This is a genomic window from Micromonospora sp. DT53 (assembly GCF_049841535.1).
Classification (GTDB): Bacteria; Actinomycetota; Actinomycetes; order Mycobacteriales; family Micromonosporaceae; genus Micromonospora.
Map to the genome: position 1 here is coordinate 274,108 of NZ_JBNCKM010000010.1, position 18,016 is coordinate 292,123.

The following is an 18,016-nucleotide window of genomic DNA, read 5'->3' on the forward strand; positions in this document are numbered from 1 at the left end:
GCGACGAGGTACCCGGGTGGCGGGCCGCGACGGGCCGGAACGCGCCCACCGCAGCCGCACCACCACGCACCGCCGTCAGTCCTTGGCCAGCGCCCGGGAGATCACCATCCGTTGGATCTGGTTGGTGCCCTCCACGATCTGCAACACCTTCGCCTCGCGCATGTACCGCTCCACCGGGTGGTCGGCCACGTAACCGGCGCCGCCGAGGACCTGCACCGCGTCGGTGGTCACCCGCATCGCCATGTCGGTGGCGAAGAGCTTCGCCTTGGCCGCCTCGATCGAGTACGGACGGCCGGCGTCGCGCAGGCGGGCCGCCGCCAGGGTCAGCGCGCGGGCGGCGGAGATCTGGGTGGCCGCGTCGGCGAGGAGGAACCCCAGCCCCTGGAAGTCGATGATGGAACGCCCGAACTGCTGCCGCTCCCGGGCGTAGGAGACCGCGTAGTCGAGGGCGGCCTGGGCCAGCCCGACCGCGCACGCCGCGATGCCCAGCCGGCCGGAGTCCAGCGCGGACATCGCGATGGTGAAGCCCATCCCCTCGCCGCCGATCAGCCGGTCGGCCGGCACCCGCGCCGCGTCGAAGGCGATCTGCGCCACCGGGGAGGCACGCAACCCCATCGTCCGCTCGGCCGCCTGCGGGGTGATGCCGGCCGTGCCCGCGTCGGCGAGCAGGCAGGAGATTCCCTTCGGGCCGGGCCCTGAGGTACGGCAGAAGACGTTGTAGAAGTCGGCCGTCCGGGCGTGGGTGATCCACGCCTTGGTGCCGGAGACCAGGTACGCGTCGCCGTCGCGGTCCGCCCGGGTGGTCAGCGCCGCCGCGTCCGAGCCACCCTGCGGCTCGGAGAGGCAGTACGCGCCCAGCAACTCGCCGCCGAGCATGTCCGGCAGCAGTTTGCGCTGCTCGTCAGTGCCGAACGCCGCCACCGGGTAGCAGGACAGGGTGTGCACGCTGACCGCCTCGGCGACCGCGAGCCAGCGGCTGGCCAGGATCTCCAGCACCTGCAGGTACACCTCGTACGGCTGCGCCGCGCCGCCGTACTCCTCGGGGTAGGGCAGGCCGAGCAGGCCGGCCCGGCCCAGCGTGCGCAGCACCTCGCGGGGGAACTCGGCGCGTTCCTCGAAGGCCGCGGCCTTCGGCGCGAGCTCGCGGTCGGCGAGCTCGGTGGCGAGACCCAGCAGGTCGTGGGCCTCGTCGGTGGGGAGGATCCGGTCGACAGTCATAGCGCGATGAGCTCCGTGGGGGTGGTGTTGAGCCGTTGCACGCCGTCCGTTGTGCAGACGACGATGTCCTCGATGCGGGCGCCGTGCCGGCCCGCCAGGTAGATGCCCGGTTCGATGGAGAACGCCATGCCGGCATCGAGGGGTCGGTCGTTGCCGGCCACCAGGTACGGCTCCTCGTGCCCGTCCAGACCGATGCCGTGGCCGGTGCGGTGCAGGAACGCGGGACCGTAGCCGGCGGCGGCGATCGGCGCTCGGGCCGCCTCGTCGGCCGCCGCGGCGGTGATGCCGGGCCGCACCGCCTCGACGGCGGCGCGCTGGGCGTCGCGCAGCACCGCGTAGTAGTCCAGGAAGTCGGCCGGCGCCGCTCCGCCCGCCAGGTAGGTACGGGTGCAGTCCGAGCGGTAGCCGGACGCCATCGTGCCGCCGATGTCGACCACCACCGGCTCACCGACGCCGATCGGCCGGTCGGAGGTGCCGTGGTGCGGGCTGGCTCCGTTCGGCCCGGCCGCCACGATGACGAAGTCGACTGTGACATGCCCGGTGGCGCGGATCGCCGTGGCGATGTCGGTCGCGACCTCGGCCTCGGTGCGCCCGGGGCGCAGCCAATCGCCCATCCGCAGGTGCACCTCGTCGATCGCCGCGCCGGCCTCGGCGAGCGCCGCGACCTCCGCCGGGGACTTGCGGATCCGCAGCTCGCGCAGCACCTCACCGGCGAGCCGTTGCGCGGCGTCGGGCAGCGCCGCGCGCAGGCCGAGGACCTGCTCGGCCCACATCCGGTCGGCGAGCCCGACCGCCGTGACCGGGCCGTCGAGGGCGGCGACGACAAGGGGGTACGGGTCGGTGCCGTCGACGTGGTCGACGATGCGTACCCCGGTCGCCGGAGCCGGGGACGCCTCGGCGGCCGGGCGTTCGAGCCGGGGCACGACGAGGGTCGGCTCGCCCTCGGCGGGCAGCACCAGACAGGTCAGCCGCTCCCCCGCGTGGGCGTCGTACCCGGTCAGATACCGCAGGTCGGAGCCGGGCGTGAGCAGCAGGGCGTCCAGCCCGGCGGCGGCCGTCGCGCGCTGCGCGGCGATCAGCCGATCGGGTGGATGGAGCTCGTCGATTCCCACCCCGCCAGCTTAACGGTCGTTTGGGCAAACCCCCCATTGACACCGCCCGACCGGAAATCCACAGATGTGGATTGACTCGGACAGTTAACACTCTTTAAGATTTGGCTGCCTCGAGGCCCACCCGTCCCTGCGTCCCCGCACCCCCCGCCCGCGACAACCCTGCGCGGGCGGGCGTCGTCCCCCGCCCACGGGAAGGCCCCCGATGTCCTCACCACTGCGCCGCGCCCTCGCCGCCGGCCTGCTCGCGCTGGCCACGGCTGGCGCCACCCTCACCGTCACCTCCACCGCCGCGCAGGCCGTGGTGCTGCCCAACAACTTCAAGAGCGTCGGCTACATGCCCTCCTGGGCCGGCAACATCAACACCATCCAGTACAACAAGCTCACCCACATCAACTACGCCTTCGTCCTGCCCAACAGCAACGGCACCCTGCAAGGGGTGGACGGGGCGCGGCTCTCCTCGCTGGTCTCCCAGGGGCACGCCAACAACGTCAAGGTCTCCGTCGCCGTCGGCGGCTGGAACGACGGCAACGACTCGGCCTTCGAGGCGCTCGCCGCCAACGCCACCAGCCGCACCAACTTCGTCAACAACCTGATCAACTTCGTCAACCAGTACAACCTCGACGGCGTCGACATGGACTGGGAGTACCCCGACCCGGGCGCCTCGGCCAACAACTACACGGCGCTCATGACGCAGCTCAGCAGCGCCCTGCACAGTCGCGGCAAGCTGCTCACCGCCGCCGTGGTCAGCGAGGGCGGCAGCGTCCAGGGCGTCCAGACGGCCGTGTTCAACCAGGTCGACTGGCTCAACATCATGGCGTACGACGGCGGCAGCCCGCACGCCAACTACGACTGGTCGATCAACAGCATCAACCTGTGGAAGGCCCGCGGCCTGCCGGCCAGCAAGGCCGTCCTCGGCATCCCGTTCTACAGCCGCCCCGTCTACTACAACTACTCGTACCTGGTCGGACTCGACCCGGCGAACGCCAACCGGGACTGCGCCACCATCGGCGGCAGCCAGCAGTGCTGGAACGGCATTCCGACGGTCAAGCGCAAGACGCAGTGGGCGCTGGCCAACGCCGGCGGCGTGATGAACTGGGAGCTGTCGCAGGACACCAGCGGCTCGACCTCACTGCTCAGCGCCATGTACGACACCATCATGGGCGGCACCACCCCGCCGCCGACCGGTCGCACCGGCCGGATCACCGGGCTCGGCGGCAAGTGCGTCGACGTGGCCTCGGCGAGCACCGCCAACGGCGCCGCCGTCCAGCTCTGGGGCTGCAACGGCACCAACGCGCAGACCTGGACCGTGGCCAGCGACAGCACGCTGCGCGCCCTCGGCAAGTGCGCCGACATCACCAGCGGCTCCACCGCCAACGGCGCGAAGGTCCAGCTCTGGGACTGCAACGGCAGCGGCGCCCAGGTGTGGCAGGCGCAGTCCAACGGCACGCTGCGCAACCCGCAGTCGAACAAGTGCCTCGACGCCAGCGACAACAGCTCCGCCGACGGGACCCGGCTGCAGATCTGGGACTGCTTCGCCGGCGCCAACCAGCGCTGGACGCTCCCGGCCTGACCGCCAGGTGGCTGGTAGAGCCCCCGGCCGACGCGAAGGCGTCAGCCGGGGGCCCCCGCGTGCTCACGGACCACTGTGAGCATCTCCTGCACCGAGCCGGCCGGGTCGGTGACCGGGAACTGCACGGCCCGCACCACCGCCGTCGCGTCGACCAGCAGCGTCAGCCGCTTGAACCGAGTCACCCCGCCCGCGCGGAACACCGGCAACTGCAGCCCCGCCGCCAGCCGACCGTCCTGATCGGACAGGAGCGGAAACGGCAACTCGGCGTACGCGGCGAAGTCGGCGAGCTGGTCGGGCCGTTGGGTGCTGACGCCGTGCACCCGGACACCGGCGGCCAGGAAGTCCGGATGACGCTTGGCGTAGGTGGTCGACTCCAGGGTGCACCCGCGGGCACCGGGGATCTCCGCCCAGCCGGGCGGATAGCCGTGCGCCTCCGGCGCGTACGCCCCGGGGAACAGGTAGAGGACCGTCCACGCGTCCGTCGCGGCCACCGCCACCGGCTGCCCGTCGGCGGCGGGCAGGACGACCTCGGGCAGCCGTCGACCCACCAGGTCGTGCGCGCGGCGCGCCTCGGCCGAGCTGGCGTCGGCCGTCGCGGTCACGTCGCCGTCACCCATCAGATGCCTCGTCCCCCAGTCCTGCAGGGCGATCAGCACCGGCAACAGCCCCTCGCCCCTCGTGGTGAGCAGATAGTCGTAGCGCGGTGGGTGAGGCGAATACGGTCGGCGTTCCAGCACACCGTGCTCGACCAGGGCGGCGAGGCGTTCGGTCAGCGCCCGCCGGCTGACGCCCAGCTCGCGGTGGAGCGCGTCGAAGCGGGTCGTCCCGCCGGCGATGTCCCGCACGATGAGGAACGTCCACCAGTCCCCCAGCACGCCTAGCGACTGCGCGATGCCGCAGTCCGCATCGGCAAGATCCTCTCGCCGCACCGGCTACCTCCATTGGTCCCGCTCCGACTATAGTCAGTTTCAGTCTGGAACGGACGGATCCGGATGCGTGCGAGACGGACAACCGGCCGACGGTCGCGGCCTGGCATCGGGTGGTCCGCCCGCTCGTGCGGACCGAGCAGCGGGGGGCGCACCGATCGCCGTCGGTACGCCCACCGCGAGGGTCGGTGTCTCAGCTCGCGGGCACCACGTTCATCACGTACTGACCTCCCATGTTTCCGGGCGGCGAGAAGTTGGCCACGATGTAGGTCTCCCACCACTTCGTGCCCTGGCCGGCGACCCGCCCCACGCCCAGCTTCGTGGTGCTCTTCCAGACCAGTGCGGTGAAGTGCCCGATGGCCTTCGTGGAGTCGATGGCCTTACCCGTGGCGAAGTCGTAGTTGCTGATTTCGCTGTACCAGGAGTCGACCGCGGCGATCCCGGAGCCTGCCGTGGGACCAGTCGAGGCGCCCGCCCACGACCCGTTCTCACCGGTGCCCGATCGCAGACCCTCGTGGGTGAGGTTGTCCTTCTCGGCCATGAAGGCCGCCCGCGACTTCGAGTACTCGACGAGCTCCGGGTCGAGGGTCAGCAGCGGCGATCCGTGCCGTGCCCGCAGTTCGTTGACCTTGCTCAGCACCTCTTGCAGGAACTCGTCGTTGGTTCGATCGGCGAATCCATCTCGCATGTGACACCTCTTCTGAAGAAGAACACCGGGAGGCCTGCCCCTTGGCGGGCGGCTCGGCCCTGGACGGCTCGCGCAGCCGGCCGGGTGCCATCGACAGCCTTCCATCGGTGAACGCGCAGTCACCGTCACTGAGGGTGACGCATTAATGACAGAGGTGATAGCGCCGGCTCTCGCCGGTGCGCCGACAAGGAGATGCCGCGGCAAACCTGGCCGCACCGCCCCAGGTGGTGACCGTGGCACCCTGGCTTCGACGCAGCATCAGCGGCACGGTGTTTCCGCACCGAACGACATCAGCGGCGGGAAAGGGAATTTCCTGTTCTCTGCCACAACGGCGATTTCACACCCCGCCGTCGACCGGTTCCGTTCGCTGAGGACATCGACGCTGCGCACGTCACCGACTTCGGCGCACCAGCCGGGCAGGTGCTCCGCCTGCGTTTTCCGGCCCGGCGCGTCCCTGCGGCCCTAGCCTGGGATCGGGGCGCCCGCGCGGGCGCCCCGACCGGGAGGACCGACGTGGCAGGGAACCAGGCGAGCCGGGCGGCGACCCGCCGTCGCCGCCAACTCTGGGCCGGGGTCCTCGCACTCGTCGGCCTGGTCCTGCTGATCATCGGCGTCACCGCCGCCGACGGCGTCGCCGCCTGGGTCGAGGTGGTAGTCGCGCTCCTGCTGCTGGTGACCAGCTACATCGTGCAGCACCTGGCTCGACGGGAGACCGTCTACCAGCCCGACGAGCGACGCTGACACCACCGGGCGGCCGGGCGTACGCCAGATCGTCGGACGGTTGTGCCAGGCTGTCCGGCGTGGCACACCGACCCCCGATCCTGCTGATCGACGCAGCCAGCCTCTACTTCCGGGCCTACTTCGGCATACCGGAGTCCGCCGCCAGGGCCGAGGACGGCACCCCGGTCAACGCGGTGCGCGGCTTCCTCGACATGCTCGCCACCCTGATCCGGGTGCGGGGCGCCGACCGGATGGTCTGCGCACTGGACTACGACTGGCGCCCCGCGTGGCGGGTCGACCTGCTGCCGTCGTACAAGGCGCACCGGGTCGCCCCGGAGGGCGGCGAGGTCGTTCCGGACACCCTCTCCCCGCAGGTGCCGATGATCCTGGAGGTGCTGGCCGCGGTGGGCATCACCGCGGTCGGCGCGACCGGCTACGAGGCGGACGACGTGCTCGGCACCCTCTCGGTGACCCAGCCCGGTCCGGTCGAGGTGGTCTCCGGAGACCGGGACCTGTTCCAGCTCGTCGACGACGCCCGACCGGTCCGACTGCTCTACGTGGGGCGCGGTGTCGCCAAGCTCGACGACTGCGACGACGCGGCGGTGCGGGCCCGCTACGGCGTGCCGGCCGACAGGTACGCCGACTTCGCCGCGCTGCGCGGCGATCCGAGTGACGGGTTGCCCGGGGTGGCCGGCGTCGGCGACAAGACCGCCGCCCGGCTGATCGAGCGCTACGGCAGCATCGACGGCATCCTGGCCGCGCTCGACGACTCCGACTCGTCCTTCGCACCGGGCCTGCGCGCCAAACTGGTCGCGGCACGCGACTATCTGGGCGTCGCGCCGACGGTGGTCCGGGTCGCCCTGGACGTGCCCCTGCCGGAGCTGCCCACCGCGCTGCCGACCGCGCCGGCCGACCCGGACCGGCTGCTCGACCTCGCCCAACGATGGAACCTGGCCGGCTCGGCCCGCCGCCTGGTCGACGCCCTCGCCGCACCCCGTGGGCACGAGATCCACTCGACATCCCCGCAACCGGGGTAACCCCTGTCGATCAACACGGTCGGGGGAAGCGGGGGCGAACGCGGGATCCCGCGCTCCCCCGCTCGTTACCGTGCCTTGAGGCGGACCGGACAGGTCCGTCGAGTCGAGCGGTTCCGCAGGAGTACCCGTGCATCTCGCCGCCCCGGAGCCCGGGTCGCCGCGGGCCAGCGGTCCGCCGGTGCGCGACCCGGAAGGCCCGCGCCGGGTCACCCTCCTCGAACTCTTCTTCGACCTGGTGTACGTGGTCGCGCTGGCGCTCATCTCCCGGGGAATGGTCGACCAGCTCGACTGGCACCGAGCCGCCGAGGCACTGATCATGCTGGCCGCCGTCTGGTGGACCTGGACGATCACCACGCTGGTCACCGACCTGTACAACCCGGAACGCACCGAGATCAAGCTGCTGATCAGCGCCGTGATGTTCGGCGCGCTGCTGATGACCACGGCGATCCCGGAGGCGTTCAACGATCGAGGGCTCGTCTTCGCCGGCACCTACGTGGCGATCCACCTGGGACGCGGGCTGTTCCTGATGCCGGCGGTACGCCGCGAACCGCAGACCCAGCGCCGGGCGGCCCGCATCTTCCTCTGGTTCGCGGTGTCGGCGATCCCGTGGCTCGTCGGCGCATTCGTCAGCGGGGACGCCCGGATCGCGTACTGGGCCATCGCACTCGCCATCGACTACGTCGGCTTCCGGCTCGCGTACCCGGTACCGGGGCTCGGGGTGGTGCCCGAGCAGCAGCGCAACGTCACCGCGGAGCATCTCTCCGAGCGATACCAGCAGTTCTTCATCATCGCGCTCGGCGACGCCATCCTGACGATCGGCACCATGTTCAGCATGGAGCACAACGAGGCCGAGAACATCGGGGCGTTCGCGGTGGCGTTCCTGACCACGCTGCTGCTCTGGCGGATCTACGTGCACAAGTCCGGCGAGCTGCTGCCGACCGCCATCCAGGCGGCCAAGTCACCCAGCAAGTTCCTGTTCAGCGCCCCGTACACCCATCTGTTGATGATCGCCGGCGTGGTCACCACGGCGGCCGGCTTCCACCTGGTGCTGCACGAGCCGACCGGGCGCACGCCGCCGGCCTGGCTGGCAGTGATCCTCGGCGGCCCGGCGCTGTTCCTGGCCGGCCGAGCCTCCTTCGAGTACGAGGTGTTCAGTCGGGTGTCCTGGTCCCGACCCGGCGGGGTGCTGGCGCTGCTGACCATCGCCCCCGGCCTGCTGTACCTGCCCCCGGTCTTCGCCTCCCTCGGCGGGCTGCTGGTGCTGGTCGGCGTGGCCTACGCGGACTTCCGGCGTAGCCACGGCAAGCCGCCGGAGGCTCCGTCACCGCCGCACTGAGTGGCTCCGCCGCGGGGGTGGGGAAATCCGCTGTCGGTTGTCGGAGCGGGGTGCTACAAAGCCGCGGTGGAAGAGACTCTGGCGTTCGCTGACCTGTTGCGGCTGATGGACGAACGATCGACCGCCTTCCGGGCGGCGGTCGCCGCGGCACCCAGCCTCGACGTGCGGGTCCCGACCTGCCCCGAGTGGACGTTGTTCGACCTGGTGCAGCACCTGGGCGATGGGCGTCGCAGGTGGGCCGCCACCGTGGCCGCGGGGCCCGCCGACGCTCCACCGGCGATGTCCGCCCCGGTGGCGCCCCGCGAGCGCGAGGCCCTACTGGCCTGGTTCGCCGCGTCGACGGAGGAGCTGCTGGCCGCGCTGCGGGAGGCCGGCCCGGATCGTGGTTGCTGGACGTGGTGGGGTGACTCGCAGTCGCCGCAGACGACTGGTGCCGTCGCGCGGCACCAGCTCCAGCAGGTCGCCGTGCACACCTACGACGCCCAGGTCGCCGTCGGCGCCCCGCAACCCCTGCCGGCCGAGGTGGCCCTCGACGGTGTCGACGAGTTCGTGACCACCTGCGTCGCGACGACGGCCGCGTGGCCGCACCAGCCCGCGGTCATCGACTACCACGCCACCGAGGGCCGTTCCTGGCGGCTCTGGTTCTCCGCCGACGGCGCCCGGGCCGCCCGCCTCCGCAGGCCGGTCGCCGACGAGGGCCCGGAGGTGGCCTATGCCTCCGCCCGGGGCACGGCCAACGAGCTGGTCATGTTCTGCTACGGCCGCATTGCGATGGACTCGCTGCGGCTCGACGGCGACCGGCGCGTCTTCGACCAGCTGATCGCCTGGGAACCGGAGGCCTAGGACGCGACGACGGACTCCACCGCCCTGCGCCAATCGCTCTTCCTCGACCCCGCACTCACCCCGCGATCGGGCCGGCCAGCAGCCGGCCCGCGTCGGGCACGTACGGCTCGACACCCAGACCGGTGAGCACTTGATGCACGGTCGCGGTCGCCGCGGTGAGCACCGGACGACCGAGCCGGGCCTCCACCAGCGGCACCGCCGCCAACGACGGCAGCTGCACGCAGGCGGAGAGGACCACCGCGTCCACGTCGGTCACGTCCAGACGATCGGCCAGTTCGACCAGACGCGTCGCGGGGATGCGCCCGACCGCCACGTTGTCCGGCTCGCCGAGGCTCACCGCGTCGGTCACCTGTACGCCGTACGCGGCGAGGTAGGCGGCGACGGTCGCGGTCAACGGCGGCAGGTACGGCGCGATCAGGGCCACCCGGCGGGCACCCAGCACCCGCAACCCGGCGACCAGCGCGCCGGCACTGGTCACCACCGGCATGTCGTGCCCGGCGCGACCGGCCGCGCGACCCAACCGCCGCTCGGCCCGCTCGTGCGCGCCGGCGCCCTCGCACATCACCGCCACCAGGCAGGCGTACGCGAGCACGTCGCAGTGGGCGTCGGCCAGCTCGGCGACACACCGTAGGGCCGAGCGGTTCATCCGGGCCAGCTCGTCGGGGGTCACCTGACGCAGCCGTACCCGGCTGGCGTGGGTGGTGAAGCGGACCGTCGGATCGACGGCCTCGCGTCGGAGCAGCATCGCCGGGATCTCGGTCTCCATTGTGGTGTTGGAACTGGGCACCACCAGGCCGACACGGTAGCCGCTCACACCAGTGCCCCGGCGTACCCCCGGACCTGCAACCGCTCGCGGGCGCTGCCGGCCAGGCGCACCTGCAGGCCGAGCGGCGCGGCGGCCCGGCGGACGTCGTCCAGGTGCAGCGACCCGTGCCGGTCCACGGTGAGCACCGGCGGTTCTTCGAGGTCACCCTCCGGCGCGTGGAACGAGAGCAGGGTGACCGACGTGGTGAGGTAACCCGGGTACGCGGCGCGGGCGGCCGCCTCGTCCCGGTGGACGAGCACCACCAGATCGTCGAGGTGGGCGAAGTCGGCGGCGAGGGCTCCCGCCTTCCAGTGCGCCGGTTCCTCCGCCGCGCCGGTCAGGTGCCGGGACCGGTTCGCCGAGGTGATGTAGAGATGCTCCGTTCCGGTCTCGGCGAGTGCCCTCTCGAAGAAGGCGTTGGACGGACAGGTCAGACCCGGTGCGATCACCTGCGTGGTCCGCACCCCCTGGTCGACCTGGGTGAGGTGGTCCGGGAGCCGCTCGGCCGCCGGCCCCCGGAAGCCGAACGGACCCGCCCCGTAGAGGGCGTCCATCAGCGCTCGCACCCGACCGACCGGCAGACGCGGCGAGATCCGCGTCCAGTCGAACATCCCCGGGATCCGGCCGATCGCGGTGGTGATGCTGCCGACCTGGTGGACCGGTCGCCCCTTGGCCAGGTTGACCCGGCGTACGGTGGCCGCGTCGGGACGCGTGACGATGACGTAGAAGTTGGCGAACGCCGCCGCGACGATCGCGCCGCCAGCCAGCGCGCGGGCCGCGACCGCGACGTCTTCGGGGCGGTCGATGTAGAGGGGCGGTGTCGGGGCGTCCATGAGTCCTCCTCGGCGGGGCCGTGAGGCAGTTCTACGTCCACTCACCCGGATGACGGCGGGGTCGGTCGCCGATCCGATAGCCGACAGGCGCTACCCGGTGCGGGCGGCGGATGCCCGGGCGGTACACAACGGCGGACCGCATCAACCGGATGGAGGATCCGACGGTGGGCCGTAGCACGCCACCGTTAGCCGCGCGACCCGATTGGGTACAACGGCTGCACCTCAGATCCACCACATACCTCAGGAGGCAGCGATGCGCGGCACCTCGATTCTCGGAGTCATCGTCGTGATCTGGTTGGTGATCGGCGCAATCGCCGCTGGCCAGCGCGGTTATTACAGCGGCGACGACACCAACTGCGCCGAGGCCGGCACCATCCTGGTCACGATCGTGGCCGGGCCGCTGAACTACATCGGCGCCAACCCGAAGGTCGACTGCAAGCTGCCCGAGCCTTCCAAGTAGGACGACAGTCGTCGACCGGCCCGTGTCCCCCTCGGGGGGGCACGGGCCGGCGTCGTTCGGCGAGGTCGCTCAGGAGCGCCGGCCCGGCTCCTCCGCCAACCCTCGAACGGTCGCCCGGTCACGGCCCCAGGCGGCCAGCGGCTCGAGGGCGTCGTTGAGGCGCGTGCCGTCCTCGGTCAACGAGTACTCGACGCGGGGCGGCACCTCGTCGTAGGAGACGCGGTGCACGACGCCGTCCGCCTCCATCTCCCGTAGGTGAGAGGCCAGCACCTTCTCGGTGATTCCCGGAAGCAGTCGACGCAGCTCGCCGAAGCGGCGCAGGGGGTGCTCGTGGAGCGCCCAGAGGATCAGCACCTTCCACTTGCCGCCGATCACCTCCATCGCCGTGTCGATACCGCAGGCGTGTCCGTCTGCGGTGCCCGGCCGGTTCAACGTCGCCATGCCCACCCCTCCGACGTGCTCGCTCACCCCCGGGTAACCACGCACCTCAAAGTGCGTACTTGATCACCAGGCGACCGATGACCAGCCTAATCGGCATGGAACCGCACACTGTGGAGAAGCCCTCCGTCACGATGCTGGGGCTCGGCGCGATGGGCACCGCGCTGGCCCGCACCTGGCTTGCCGCCGGCTACCCGCTCACCGTCTGGAACCGCACCCCGGCCCGGGCCGCAGCGCTCGCGCCCAACGGGGCAAGGGTCGCGAACAGCGCCGCTGAGGCGGTCGCGGCGAGCGCCCTGGTCGTCGTCTGCCTGTTGGACGACACCTCGGTCGAGGAGGTGCTGGCTGGTGTCGACGTGGTTGGCCGGGACCTGGTCAACCTGACCACCAGCACCCCGGCCCAAGCCCGGGCCCGCGCGACCTGGGCCCGCAGCCATGGCGCACGCTACCTGGACGGCGGAATCATGGCCGTCCCGCCGATGATCGGCGTCCCGGGCGCCGGCGGCTACGTCTTCTACAGCGGCTCGCCAGAGTTGTTCGAACGGCACCAGGAGACTCTGGGCGTCCCGCTCGGCACCACCTACGTCGGCGAGGACGCGGGTTTCGCGGCCCTGCACGATGTGGCTCTCCTCAGCGCCATGTACGGGATGTTCGCCGGGGCCGCACACGCCTTCGCCCTGATCCGTCGAGAGGACATCGACCCGAGCGCGCTCGCCGCACTGCTCGCCGACTGGCTCGTCGCGATGATCCCGGCGGTTCACCAGACCGCCGACCAACTGCGCGCCGGGGACTACACCAGGGGCGTCGTCTCCCCGCTCGCCATGCAGGTGGCCGGCACGCCGACCTTTCTGCGCACCGCCGAACAGCAGGGCGTCAGCCCTGAACTGCTCAGCCCCTACTTCGATCTGATGCGCCGCCGCCTGGCGCAGGGCGGCGGCGAGGAGGACCTGACGGGCGTCATCGATCTGCTGGTGGGTGACGGTGGCATGAGCTGACGCTGGCCGATGGGTGAAGACGGTCGTCGTCGCGGGCCGCACACCGCCTAGAGCATCCTAGGAGGCTGGTTTGCGGCTCGCCGGGCGTTTGCCCATGCCCGGGCCGGGAACCGCCGATGCCTCAGTCGGCGAACGCGATCGGGGTGTGGGCATGCAGATCGGCTACAAGTTGGCCTCGGAGGGGTACGGCCCGCAGGAGATCATCCGACAGGCCGTCCTGGCCGAGCGGGCTGGCTTCGACTTCGTCGAGATGAGCGACCACTTCCACCCGTGGCTGGACGTTCAGGGGCACTCGTCCTTCACCTGGAGCGTCCTCGGCGCCATCGCGGCCAAGACCAGCACCCTGCGACTGGCCACCGGTGTCACCTGCCCGACGGTCCGCTACCATCCGGCGATCATCGCGCAGGCCGCCGCGACCATGGCACTGATCTCCGACGGCCGGTTCACCCTCGGGGTGGGCGCCGGCGAGCGGCTCAACGAGCACGTGGTCGGGCAGGGCTTCCCCAGCGTGCGGGGCCGACACGAGCGACTACGCGAGGCGCTGGAGATCATCCGGCTGCTCTGGCAGGGCGGCTACCAGTCGTACGAGGGCCGGCACCTGCAACTGGAGGACGCCCGGGTCTTCGATCTGCCGGACACCCTGCCCGTGATCGCGGTGGCAGCCAGCGGTGAGGCGTCGGCGCGGCTCGCCGCCGAGTTGGGCGACGGCCTGTTCGCCACCGAACCGGAACCGTCGATCGTCGAGCACTACCGACGCGCACAGGGCTCCGGCCCGCGCTACGCCGAGGTGCCACTGGCCTGGGCCACCGACGAACGACAGGCGGTGCAGGCGGTGTTGCAGACGAGCCGGTGGATGGTGACCGGCTGGAAGGTGATGAGCGAGCTGCCGAACCCGGTCAACTTCGACGCGGCCAGCGCGTACGTCGAGGAGAAGCACATCCGGCAACTCTTCGCCGTCGGCCCGGACCCGGAGCCACACGTCGCCAAGGTCCGGTCGTACGTCGAGGCCGGCTTCGACCACATCGTCCTGCAGAACGCCGGCCCCGACCCGGACGGCTTCCTCGACTTCTTCGCCGGCGACCTGTCCGGCCGCCTGCGCGCGATGGCTTGACGCCGGCGCGCGATGGCTTGACGCCGGCGGGCAGCGCCCGACCCGGGCAGGGTGCGGCGAGCCGCCCCGACCGATCATCGGGGCGGCTCGCCTGCGCGGGATGAGGTGCGCGTGTCGACGTTCAGCGGAAGCAGTGCGCGATCGGCACCTGGCTGCCCTCGCAGTTGGTCGGCTCGTTCTCGACGACCTCGCTCTCATCGTCGATCTTGACCTGGGCGTGCATGCCGAAGATGCCACCGGGCTTCACCGTCGACGCGTTGTGGGTGACCTTGCTGGTGTAGATCGCCACCGAGCCCGCGTTGGCGTAGATACCGCCTCCCTGGGATGCCGCGCCGACGGCCTCGTTCTTGGTCACGTCACTGCCGCGGACCAGCAGGTTGGCCTTCTCGGCGTAGATGCCGGCCCCGAAGCCGTGAGTGGTGTTGCCCTCGACCACGCTGTCGTCGATCGGCGTCAGGCCCTTCACGGTCGAGATGCCGCCCCCGTTGACTGTGGACGTGTTGCCGCGGATGGTCATCGTGCGCATCACCAGCACCGCGTCGGAGTTGGCGGCACCGCCGCCGACCTGCGCGGTGTTGTTCAGCAACTCGGTGTCGGAGACCTTCGTGCGGGCCGAGAAACTGGCCAGCCCACCACCCTGACCGGCGCTGTTGTGGGTGAAGGAGACGCTCTCCACGTCGGCGGCACCGCGGTAGTTGCCGAGCCCGCCGCCGTACCCGTTGGCGCTGTTGCGGTGGAACTCGGAGCGCTTCAGCGTCAGTACACCACCGTTGAGCAGGCCCCCGCCCTTGCCCGCGGCGCCGGAGGCGCTGTTGCCGACGAACGTGCAGTCGGTGACCACCATGTTGCCGTCGTTGAAGATGCCGCCACCGCCGCCCTCGGGCGACAGCGACGTGCTCTGGGTGACGGTGACCCGTTCCACCACGGCCGTGGCGCCGTGCACCACGTGCACGCTGCCGCCCTCGATGGCCGAACGGCCGTTGTGCAGTTCCATGTCGCGCAGCGTCAGCTCGCCGCCGTCGCGGACGGTGAAGAAGCGGAACGGGGCGGCCTGGGCATCCCGGGCGATGGTGGCGCCCGCGCCGTCGATCGTGATGGCCTGGTAGATCACCGGCAGGCCGGCGGTGTCGTCGGCCGGGTTGTGCGGCGGCGCGTCGGCGTCGCCGGGGGTCTCCGCCGCGTCGGCGGTTTCCCGGGCGTCGCGGATCCCGCCGTCGTACTGGTCGGTCTCGTGGAACGCCTCGGTGAGGGTGTAGCGGCACCTGGGCGCGAGGCGGAGTTCGCCGCCGCCCTCGGCGTTGGCCGTCACGAGCGCCGCCACCAGCTTCGCGGCGTCGCACGGCACCGACACGACGCCCCGCTTGCCGGTGCCGGGGGTAGCCGGACGGGCCCGCTCGGCACCGTCCTGGCCCTGCTGCGGCGCCTGCCGGTCACCGTCGCGGCGGTCGTCGTCGGCCGCCGGGGTCAGCCGGGCCAGACCTGGGAGGGTGAGGGCGCGGTCGGCGGCGGCAGCCGCTCCGGCCGCTCCCACGACCAGGCTCCCCGCCAGCAAACCGCTGGCTAAGAACCATCGGGACCGCCGTCTGGGCCGGGTGGCGCGGTCTCCCTCTCGGTACGTGGACATCAACGGTGCCTACCTTCCTGCCTACCTGACGTGACCGCGCGCCGATCCGGGCGCGGGGGCTCGACGTGCTCGCCGACCACCAAACGTCACGATAGGTCCCTAATACGGACAGGAAGGTGTGAACGTGAATAGTGCCCTCTTTCATCTTCAAAGCTGGCATACCGGCATCGACGTCACCCGCCGACGTGGATGCCGGGCCGGCGCAACGGGTCCCGTTCGGTCCGACGGATGATCTCCCGCACCACCGGCGGGGTGTCCCCCCGGCCCAGGATCAGGTAGCGCGCCAGGTGGGCGATCGGACTCCCCTCCGACCACTCGAAGTGCGCGTGCGGCCGGACCCCGGTGGCGTCCCGCAGGGCCAGCAGGATCGCGGCGATCGCGTTGGGCACCGCCGGACTGTTGGCCCGCAGCACCCGGAAGCCGCCCACCTCGATCCCGTGCACGCGCAGCACCTGACTGAACTCCGACGGATCGACCACATCGATCTCCAGGAACAGCACGTCAGCGGCCCCGGGCACCGGATTCATCCCGCGCTGCGCCCGCTCCTTGAGCGTGTACTCCTTCACCGACCCCTTCTGCCGCTTGTTCGCGATCAGGTGCAGCTGCCCGTCGTGCGCCAGCGACTCGGTGATGAACCGCCGGGCCGGCTCGTCGAACTCGATCCGCTCGGCACGCAGCTCGGTGGTCCGGGTGACCCGGGAGACCAACGAGACCACGATGATGCCGAGGATGAACAGCGCGGAGATCGTGATCCCGTCCGGCTGCTCGATGACGTTCTCCAGCAGCGCGTACAACAGCACCAGCGTCAGCACCGTGAAGCCGATCGCGGAGCCACGCTGGTGGTGACGGGCCGCCGAGATCGTCACCGCCACCGCCCCGGAGACCATCATCGCCAGGATCCCGGTGGCGTACGCGCCGGCCTGGGCGTTGACGTCGGCGCGGAAGGCGATCGTGATGGCGACGCTGACGACGGTGTAGACGATCACCACGGGGCGGACCGCCCGCGCCCACTCCGGCGCCATGCCGTACGACGGCAGGTAGCGCGGCACAATGTTGATCAACCCGGCCATCGCCGAGGCGCCGGCGAACCAGAGGATGAGCACACTGCTCACGTCGTAGACACTGCCGAACACCTCACCGAGATAGGTGTGCGCCAGGAACGCCAGCGCCCGCCCGTTCGCGGCGCCGCCCGGCCGGAACTCCTCCTTCGGGATGAGCGCAGTGGTCACGAAGGTCGTCGAGATCAGGTACACCGACATGATCAGCGCGGCGGTGGTGAGCAGCCGACGCGTGTTGCGGATCCGGGCGGCCAGCCGGGCCTGCTTGTCCGGGCCGTCGGCCGCGACCAGCGGCATCATGCTGACCCCGGTCTCGAAACCGGACAGCCCCAGCACCAGCAACGGGAACGCCAACACGGCGGTGAGCAGCACGTGCCCCGGTCCGCCGCCGGTCGAGGTCACCGCGGCCGTCCAGTTCGACACGATGCCCGGGTCCTCGGCGATGCGGGCCACCGCGACCACGACGATCACCGCGTTGAGCACCAGGAAGACCGCGACCAGCGGGATGGCCACGACCACCGCCTCGCGGAACCCGAGCAGGAACACCCCGCCGAGGACGAGCAGCAGCACCACCGTCACCAGGACCGGCACCAGGGACCCGTGCAGGGCGTCCGGCAGGTACGGGTTCTCCAACAGATGCACGGTGGCGTCGGCCGAGGAGAGGGTGATCGTGATGATCCAGGAGGTGGCCACGAAGCCGAGCAGCACGAGGACGAAGATCTTGCCCCGCCAGAACGGCAACAACCGCTCCAGCATCGCCACCGAACCCTGACCGTGCGGGCTCTCGTGGGCCACCCGCCGGTACATCGGCAGCATGCCGAACAGGGTGAGCACGACGATCAACAGGGTCGCCAGCGGGGAGAGCGCACCGGCCGCCACCGCCGCGATACCCGGCAGGTACGACAGCGTGGAGAAGTAGTCCACGCCGGTCAGGCACATCACCTGCCACCAGGCGTGCCGACGGTTCTGCCCCTCGGTCGCCTCCGGGCCGGGCGGCTGCACCTGGTGCTGGAAGAGCCACCGACGCAGCGGACTGGCCGTCGGCGCCGAGCGGGACGGGGTGGCCACACGTTCGGGCACCACGACCCCCTGCCGGCCGCCGCGGTGCGGGCGGGCCGGGTCGCGGGCCGCCCGCAGTGCCGGGTCCGGCCCGCTCGGCGCGTGGCGGCGTCCGCTCCAGCGTCGTGGTTTCGCTCGGTGCTCGTCACCCATCGCCAGTTCCACCCTCACAGGTCCTGATCC

General features: G+C 71.3%; 17 protein-coding genes. 8 read left to right on the plus strand and 9 right to left on the minus strand.

All coding sequences use genetic code 11. The annotated features are described in order from the left end of the window. Window positions 1–75 precede the first annotated feature (75 nt). Window positions 76–1,218, minus strand: a complete 1,143-nt coding sequence (locus ACLQ3B_RS28340) for an acyl-CoA dehydrogenase family protein (protein WP_425783737.1) — start codon at window positions 1,216–1,218, stop codon at window positions 76–78. Further along, complete coding sequence (locus tag ACLQ3B_RS28345) at window positions 1,215–2,330, minus strand: M24 family metallopeptidase (protein ID WP_425783738.1); 1,116 nt, start codon at window positions 2,328–2,330, stop codon at window positions 1,215–1,217. Before ACLQ3B_RS28345 ends, ACLQ3B_RS28340 begins: the two co-directional genes overlap by 4 nt. Before the next feature lie 202 nt (window positions 2,331–2,532). Between ACLQ3B_RS28345 and ACLQ3B_RS28350 the strand changes: the two genes are divergently transcribed. Continuing rightward, on the plus strand, window positions 2,533–3,900 hold the full coding sequence (locus tag ACLQ3B_RS28350) for a glycosyl hydrolase family 18 protein (protein WP_425783739.1): 1,368 nt from the start codon (window positions 2,533–2,535) through the stop codon (window positions 3,898–3,900). Between the two features lie 41 nt (window positions 3,901–3,941). Here ACLQ3B_RS28350 and ACLQ3B_RS28355 read toward each other — a convergent pair whose 3' ends face one another. Together ACLQ3B_RS28355 and ACLQ3B_RS28360 are read right to left on the minus strand one after the other, a co-directional pair. Next, the gene (locus ACLQ3B_RS28355; protein ID WP_425783740.1) at window positions 3,942–4,829 is read right to left on the minus strand and encodes a winged helix-turn-helix transcriptional regulator; all 888 of its coding nucleotides are present in this window, start codon (window positions 4,827–4,829) and stop codon (window positions 3,942–3,944) included. Between the two features lie 190 nt (window positions 4,830–5,019). Next, the gene (locus ACLQ3B_RS28360; RefSeq protein ID WP_425783741.1) at window positions 5,020–5,514 is read right to left on the minus strand and encodes a CAP family protein; all 495 of its coding nucleotides are present in this window, start codon (window positions 5,512–5,514) and stop codon (window positions 5,020–5,022) included. 513 nt (window positions 5,515–6,027) lie between these two features. Between ACLQ3B_RS28360 and ACLQ3B_RS28365 the strand changes: the two genes are divergently transcribed. The 4 genes from ACLQ3B_RS28365 to ACLQ3B_RS28380 all read left to right on the plus strand — a co-directional run bounded on the left by ACLQ3B_RS28365 (window position 6,028) and on the right by ACLQ3B_RS28380 (window position 9,450). After that, window positions 6,028–6,255 (plus strand): hypothetical protein, encoded by a 228-nt coding sequence (locus ACLQ3B_RS28365; protein ID WP_425783742.1) that lies wholly within the window; start codon window positions 6,028–6,030, stop codon window positions 6,253–6,255. A 59-nt stretch (window positions 6,256–6,314) separates the two neighbouring features. Continuing rightward, a complete protein-coding gene (locus ACLQ3B_RS28370) occupies window positions 6,315–7,271 on the plus strand; it encodes a 5'-3' exonuclease (RefSeq protein ID WP_425783743.1) in 957 nt (318 codons plus the stop codon). 127 nt (window positions 7,272–7,398) lie between these two features. After that, window positions 7,399–8,607: a low temperature requirement protein A gene (locus ACLQ3B_RS28375; protein ID WP_425783744.1), complete on the plus strand. Its 1,209-nt coding sequence runs from the start codon at window positions 7,399–7,401 to the stop codon at window positions 8,605–8,607. 66 nt (window positions 8,608–8,673) lie between these two features. After that, window positions 8,674–9,450 carry a maleylpyruvate isomerase family mycothiol-dependent enzyme gene (locus tag ACLQ3B_RS28380; RefSeq protein WP_425783745.1) on the plus strand — a complete coding sequence of 259 codons (777 nt, stop codon included), beginning with the start codon at window positions 8,674–8,676 and terminating at the stop codon, window positions 9,448–9,450. A gap of 55 nt (window positions 9,451–9,505) precedes the next feature. On the opposite strand, the gene ACLQ3B_RS28385 is transcribed toward ACLQ3B_RS28380, so the two are convergent. Together ACLQ3B_RS28385 and ACLQ3B_RS28390 are read right to left on the minus strand one after the other, a co-directional pair. After that, window positions 9,506–10,264, minus strand: coding sequence for a maleate cis-trans isomerase family protein (locus ACLQ3B_RS28385; protein ID WP_425783746.1), 759 nt, complete (start codon window positions 10,262–10,264; stop codon window positions 9,506–9,508). Then, window positions 10,261–11,088: a hypothetical protein gene (locus ACLQ3B_RS28390; RefSeq protein ID WP_425783747.1), complete on the minus strand. Its 828-nt coding sequence runs from the start codon at window positions 11,086–11,088 to the stop codon at window positions 10,261–10,263. Before ACLQ3B_RS28390 ends, ACLQ3B_RS28385 begins: the two co-directional genes overlap by 4 nt. Window positions 11,089–11,341: 253 nt before the next feature. Between ACLQ3B_RS28390 and ACLQ3B_RS28395 the strand changes: the two genes are divergently transcribed. Continuing rightward, complete coding sequence (locus ACLQ3B_RS28395; protein WP_030327576.1) at window positions 11,342–11,548, plus strand: hypothetical protein; 207 nt, start codon at window positions 11,342–11,344, stop codon at window positions 11,546–11,548. Window positions 11,549–11,617: 69 nt separating this feature from the next. On the opposite strand, the gene ACLQ3B_RS28400 is transcribed toward ACLQ3B_RS28395, so the two are convergent. Further along, window positions 11,618–11,989, minus strand: a complete 372-nt coding sequence (locus ACLQ3B_RS28400) for a winged helix-turn-helix transcriptional regulator (RefSeq protein ID WP_425783748.1) — start codon at window positions 11,987–11,989, stop codon at window positions 11,618–11,620. Between the two features lie 95 nt (window positions 11,990–12,084). On the opposite strand from ACLQ3B_RS28400, the gene ACLQ3B_RS28405 reads away from it, so the two are divergent. Further along, a complete protein-coding gene (locus tag ACLQ3B_RS28405; protein WP_425783749.1) occupies window positions 12,085–12,981 on the plus strand; it encodes an NAD(P)-dependent oxidoreductase in 897 nt (298 codons plus the stop codon). A 151-nt stretch (window positions 12,982–13,132) separates the two neighbouring features. Next, window positions 13,133–14,092, plus strand: a complete 960-nt coding sequence (locus ACLQ3B_RS28410) for a TIGR03557 family F420-dependent LLM class oxidoreductase (RefSeq protein WP_425783750.1) — start codon at window positions 13,133–13,135, stop codon at window positions 14,090–14,092. A gap of 121 nt (window positions 14,093–14,213) precedes the next feature. Here ACLQ3B_RS28410 and ACLQ3B_RS28415 read toward each other — a convergent pair whose 3' ends face one another. After that, complete coding sequence (locus tag ACLQ3B_RS28415) at window positions 14,214–15,716, minus strand: hypothetical protein (protein ID WP_425783751.1); 1,503 nt, start codon at window positions 15,714–15,716, stop codon at window positions 14,214–14,216. 173 nt (window positions 15,717–15,889) lie between these two features. Further along, a complete protein-coding gene (locus ACLQ3B_RS28420) occupies window positions 15,890–17,986 on the minus strand; it encodes an amino acid transporter (RefSeq protein ID WP_425783752.1) in 2,097 nt (698 codons plus the stop codon). Window positions 17,987–18,016 lie beyond the last annotated feature (30 nt).

What these genes read in the sequence shown, in the direction of transcription:
- ACLQ3B_RS28340 (WP_425783737.1), bottom strand. Translation starts at nt 1,218, where the DNA reads ATGACTGTCGACCGGATCCTCCCCACCGACGAGGCCCACGACCTGCTG.
- ACLQ3B_RS28350 (WP_425783739.1), top strand. Translation starts at nt 2,533, where the DNA reads ATGTCCTCACCACTGCGCCGCGCCCTCGCCGCCGGCCTGCTCGCGCTG.
- ACLQ3B_RS28360 (WP_425783741.1), bottom strand. Translation starts at nt 5,514, where the DNA reads ATGCGAGATGGATTCGCCGATCGAACCAACGACGAGTTCCTGCAAGAG.
- ACLQ3B_RS28390 (WP_425783747.1), bottom strand. Translation starts at nt 11,088, where the DNA reads ATGGACGCCCCGACACCGCCCCTCTACATCGACCGCCCCGAAGACGTC.
- ACLQ3B_RS28395 (WP_030327576.1), top strand. Translation starts at nt 11,342, where the DNA reads ATGCGCGGCACCTCGATTCTCGGAGTCATCGTCGTGATCTGGTTGGTG.
- ACLQ3B_RS28400 (WP_425783748.1), bottom strand. Translation starts at nt 11,989, where the DNA reads ATGGCGACGTTGAACCGGCCGGGCACCGCAGACGGACACGCCTGCGGT.
- ACLQ3B_RS28405 (WP_425783749.1), top strand. Translation starts at nt 12,085, where the DNA reads ATGGAACCGCACACTGTGGAGAAGCCCTCCGTCACGATGCTGGGGCTC.
- ACLQ3B_RS28410 (WP_425783750.1), top strand. Translation starts at nt 13,133, where the DNA reads ATGCAGATCGGCTACAAGTTGGCCTCGGAGGGGTACGGCCCGCAGGAG.
- ACLQ3B_RS28415 (WP_425783751.1), bottom strand. Translation starts at nt 15,716, where the DNA reads ATGTCCACGTACCGAGAGGGAGACCGCGCCACCCGGCCCAGACGGCGG.
- ACLQ3B_RS28420 (WP_425783752.1), bottom strand. Translation starts at nt 17,986, where the DNA reads ATGGGTGACGAGCACCGAGCGAAACCACGACGCTGGAGCGGACGCCGC.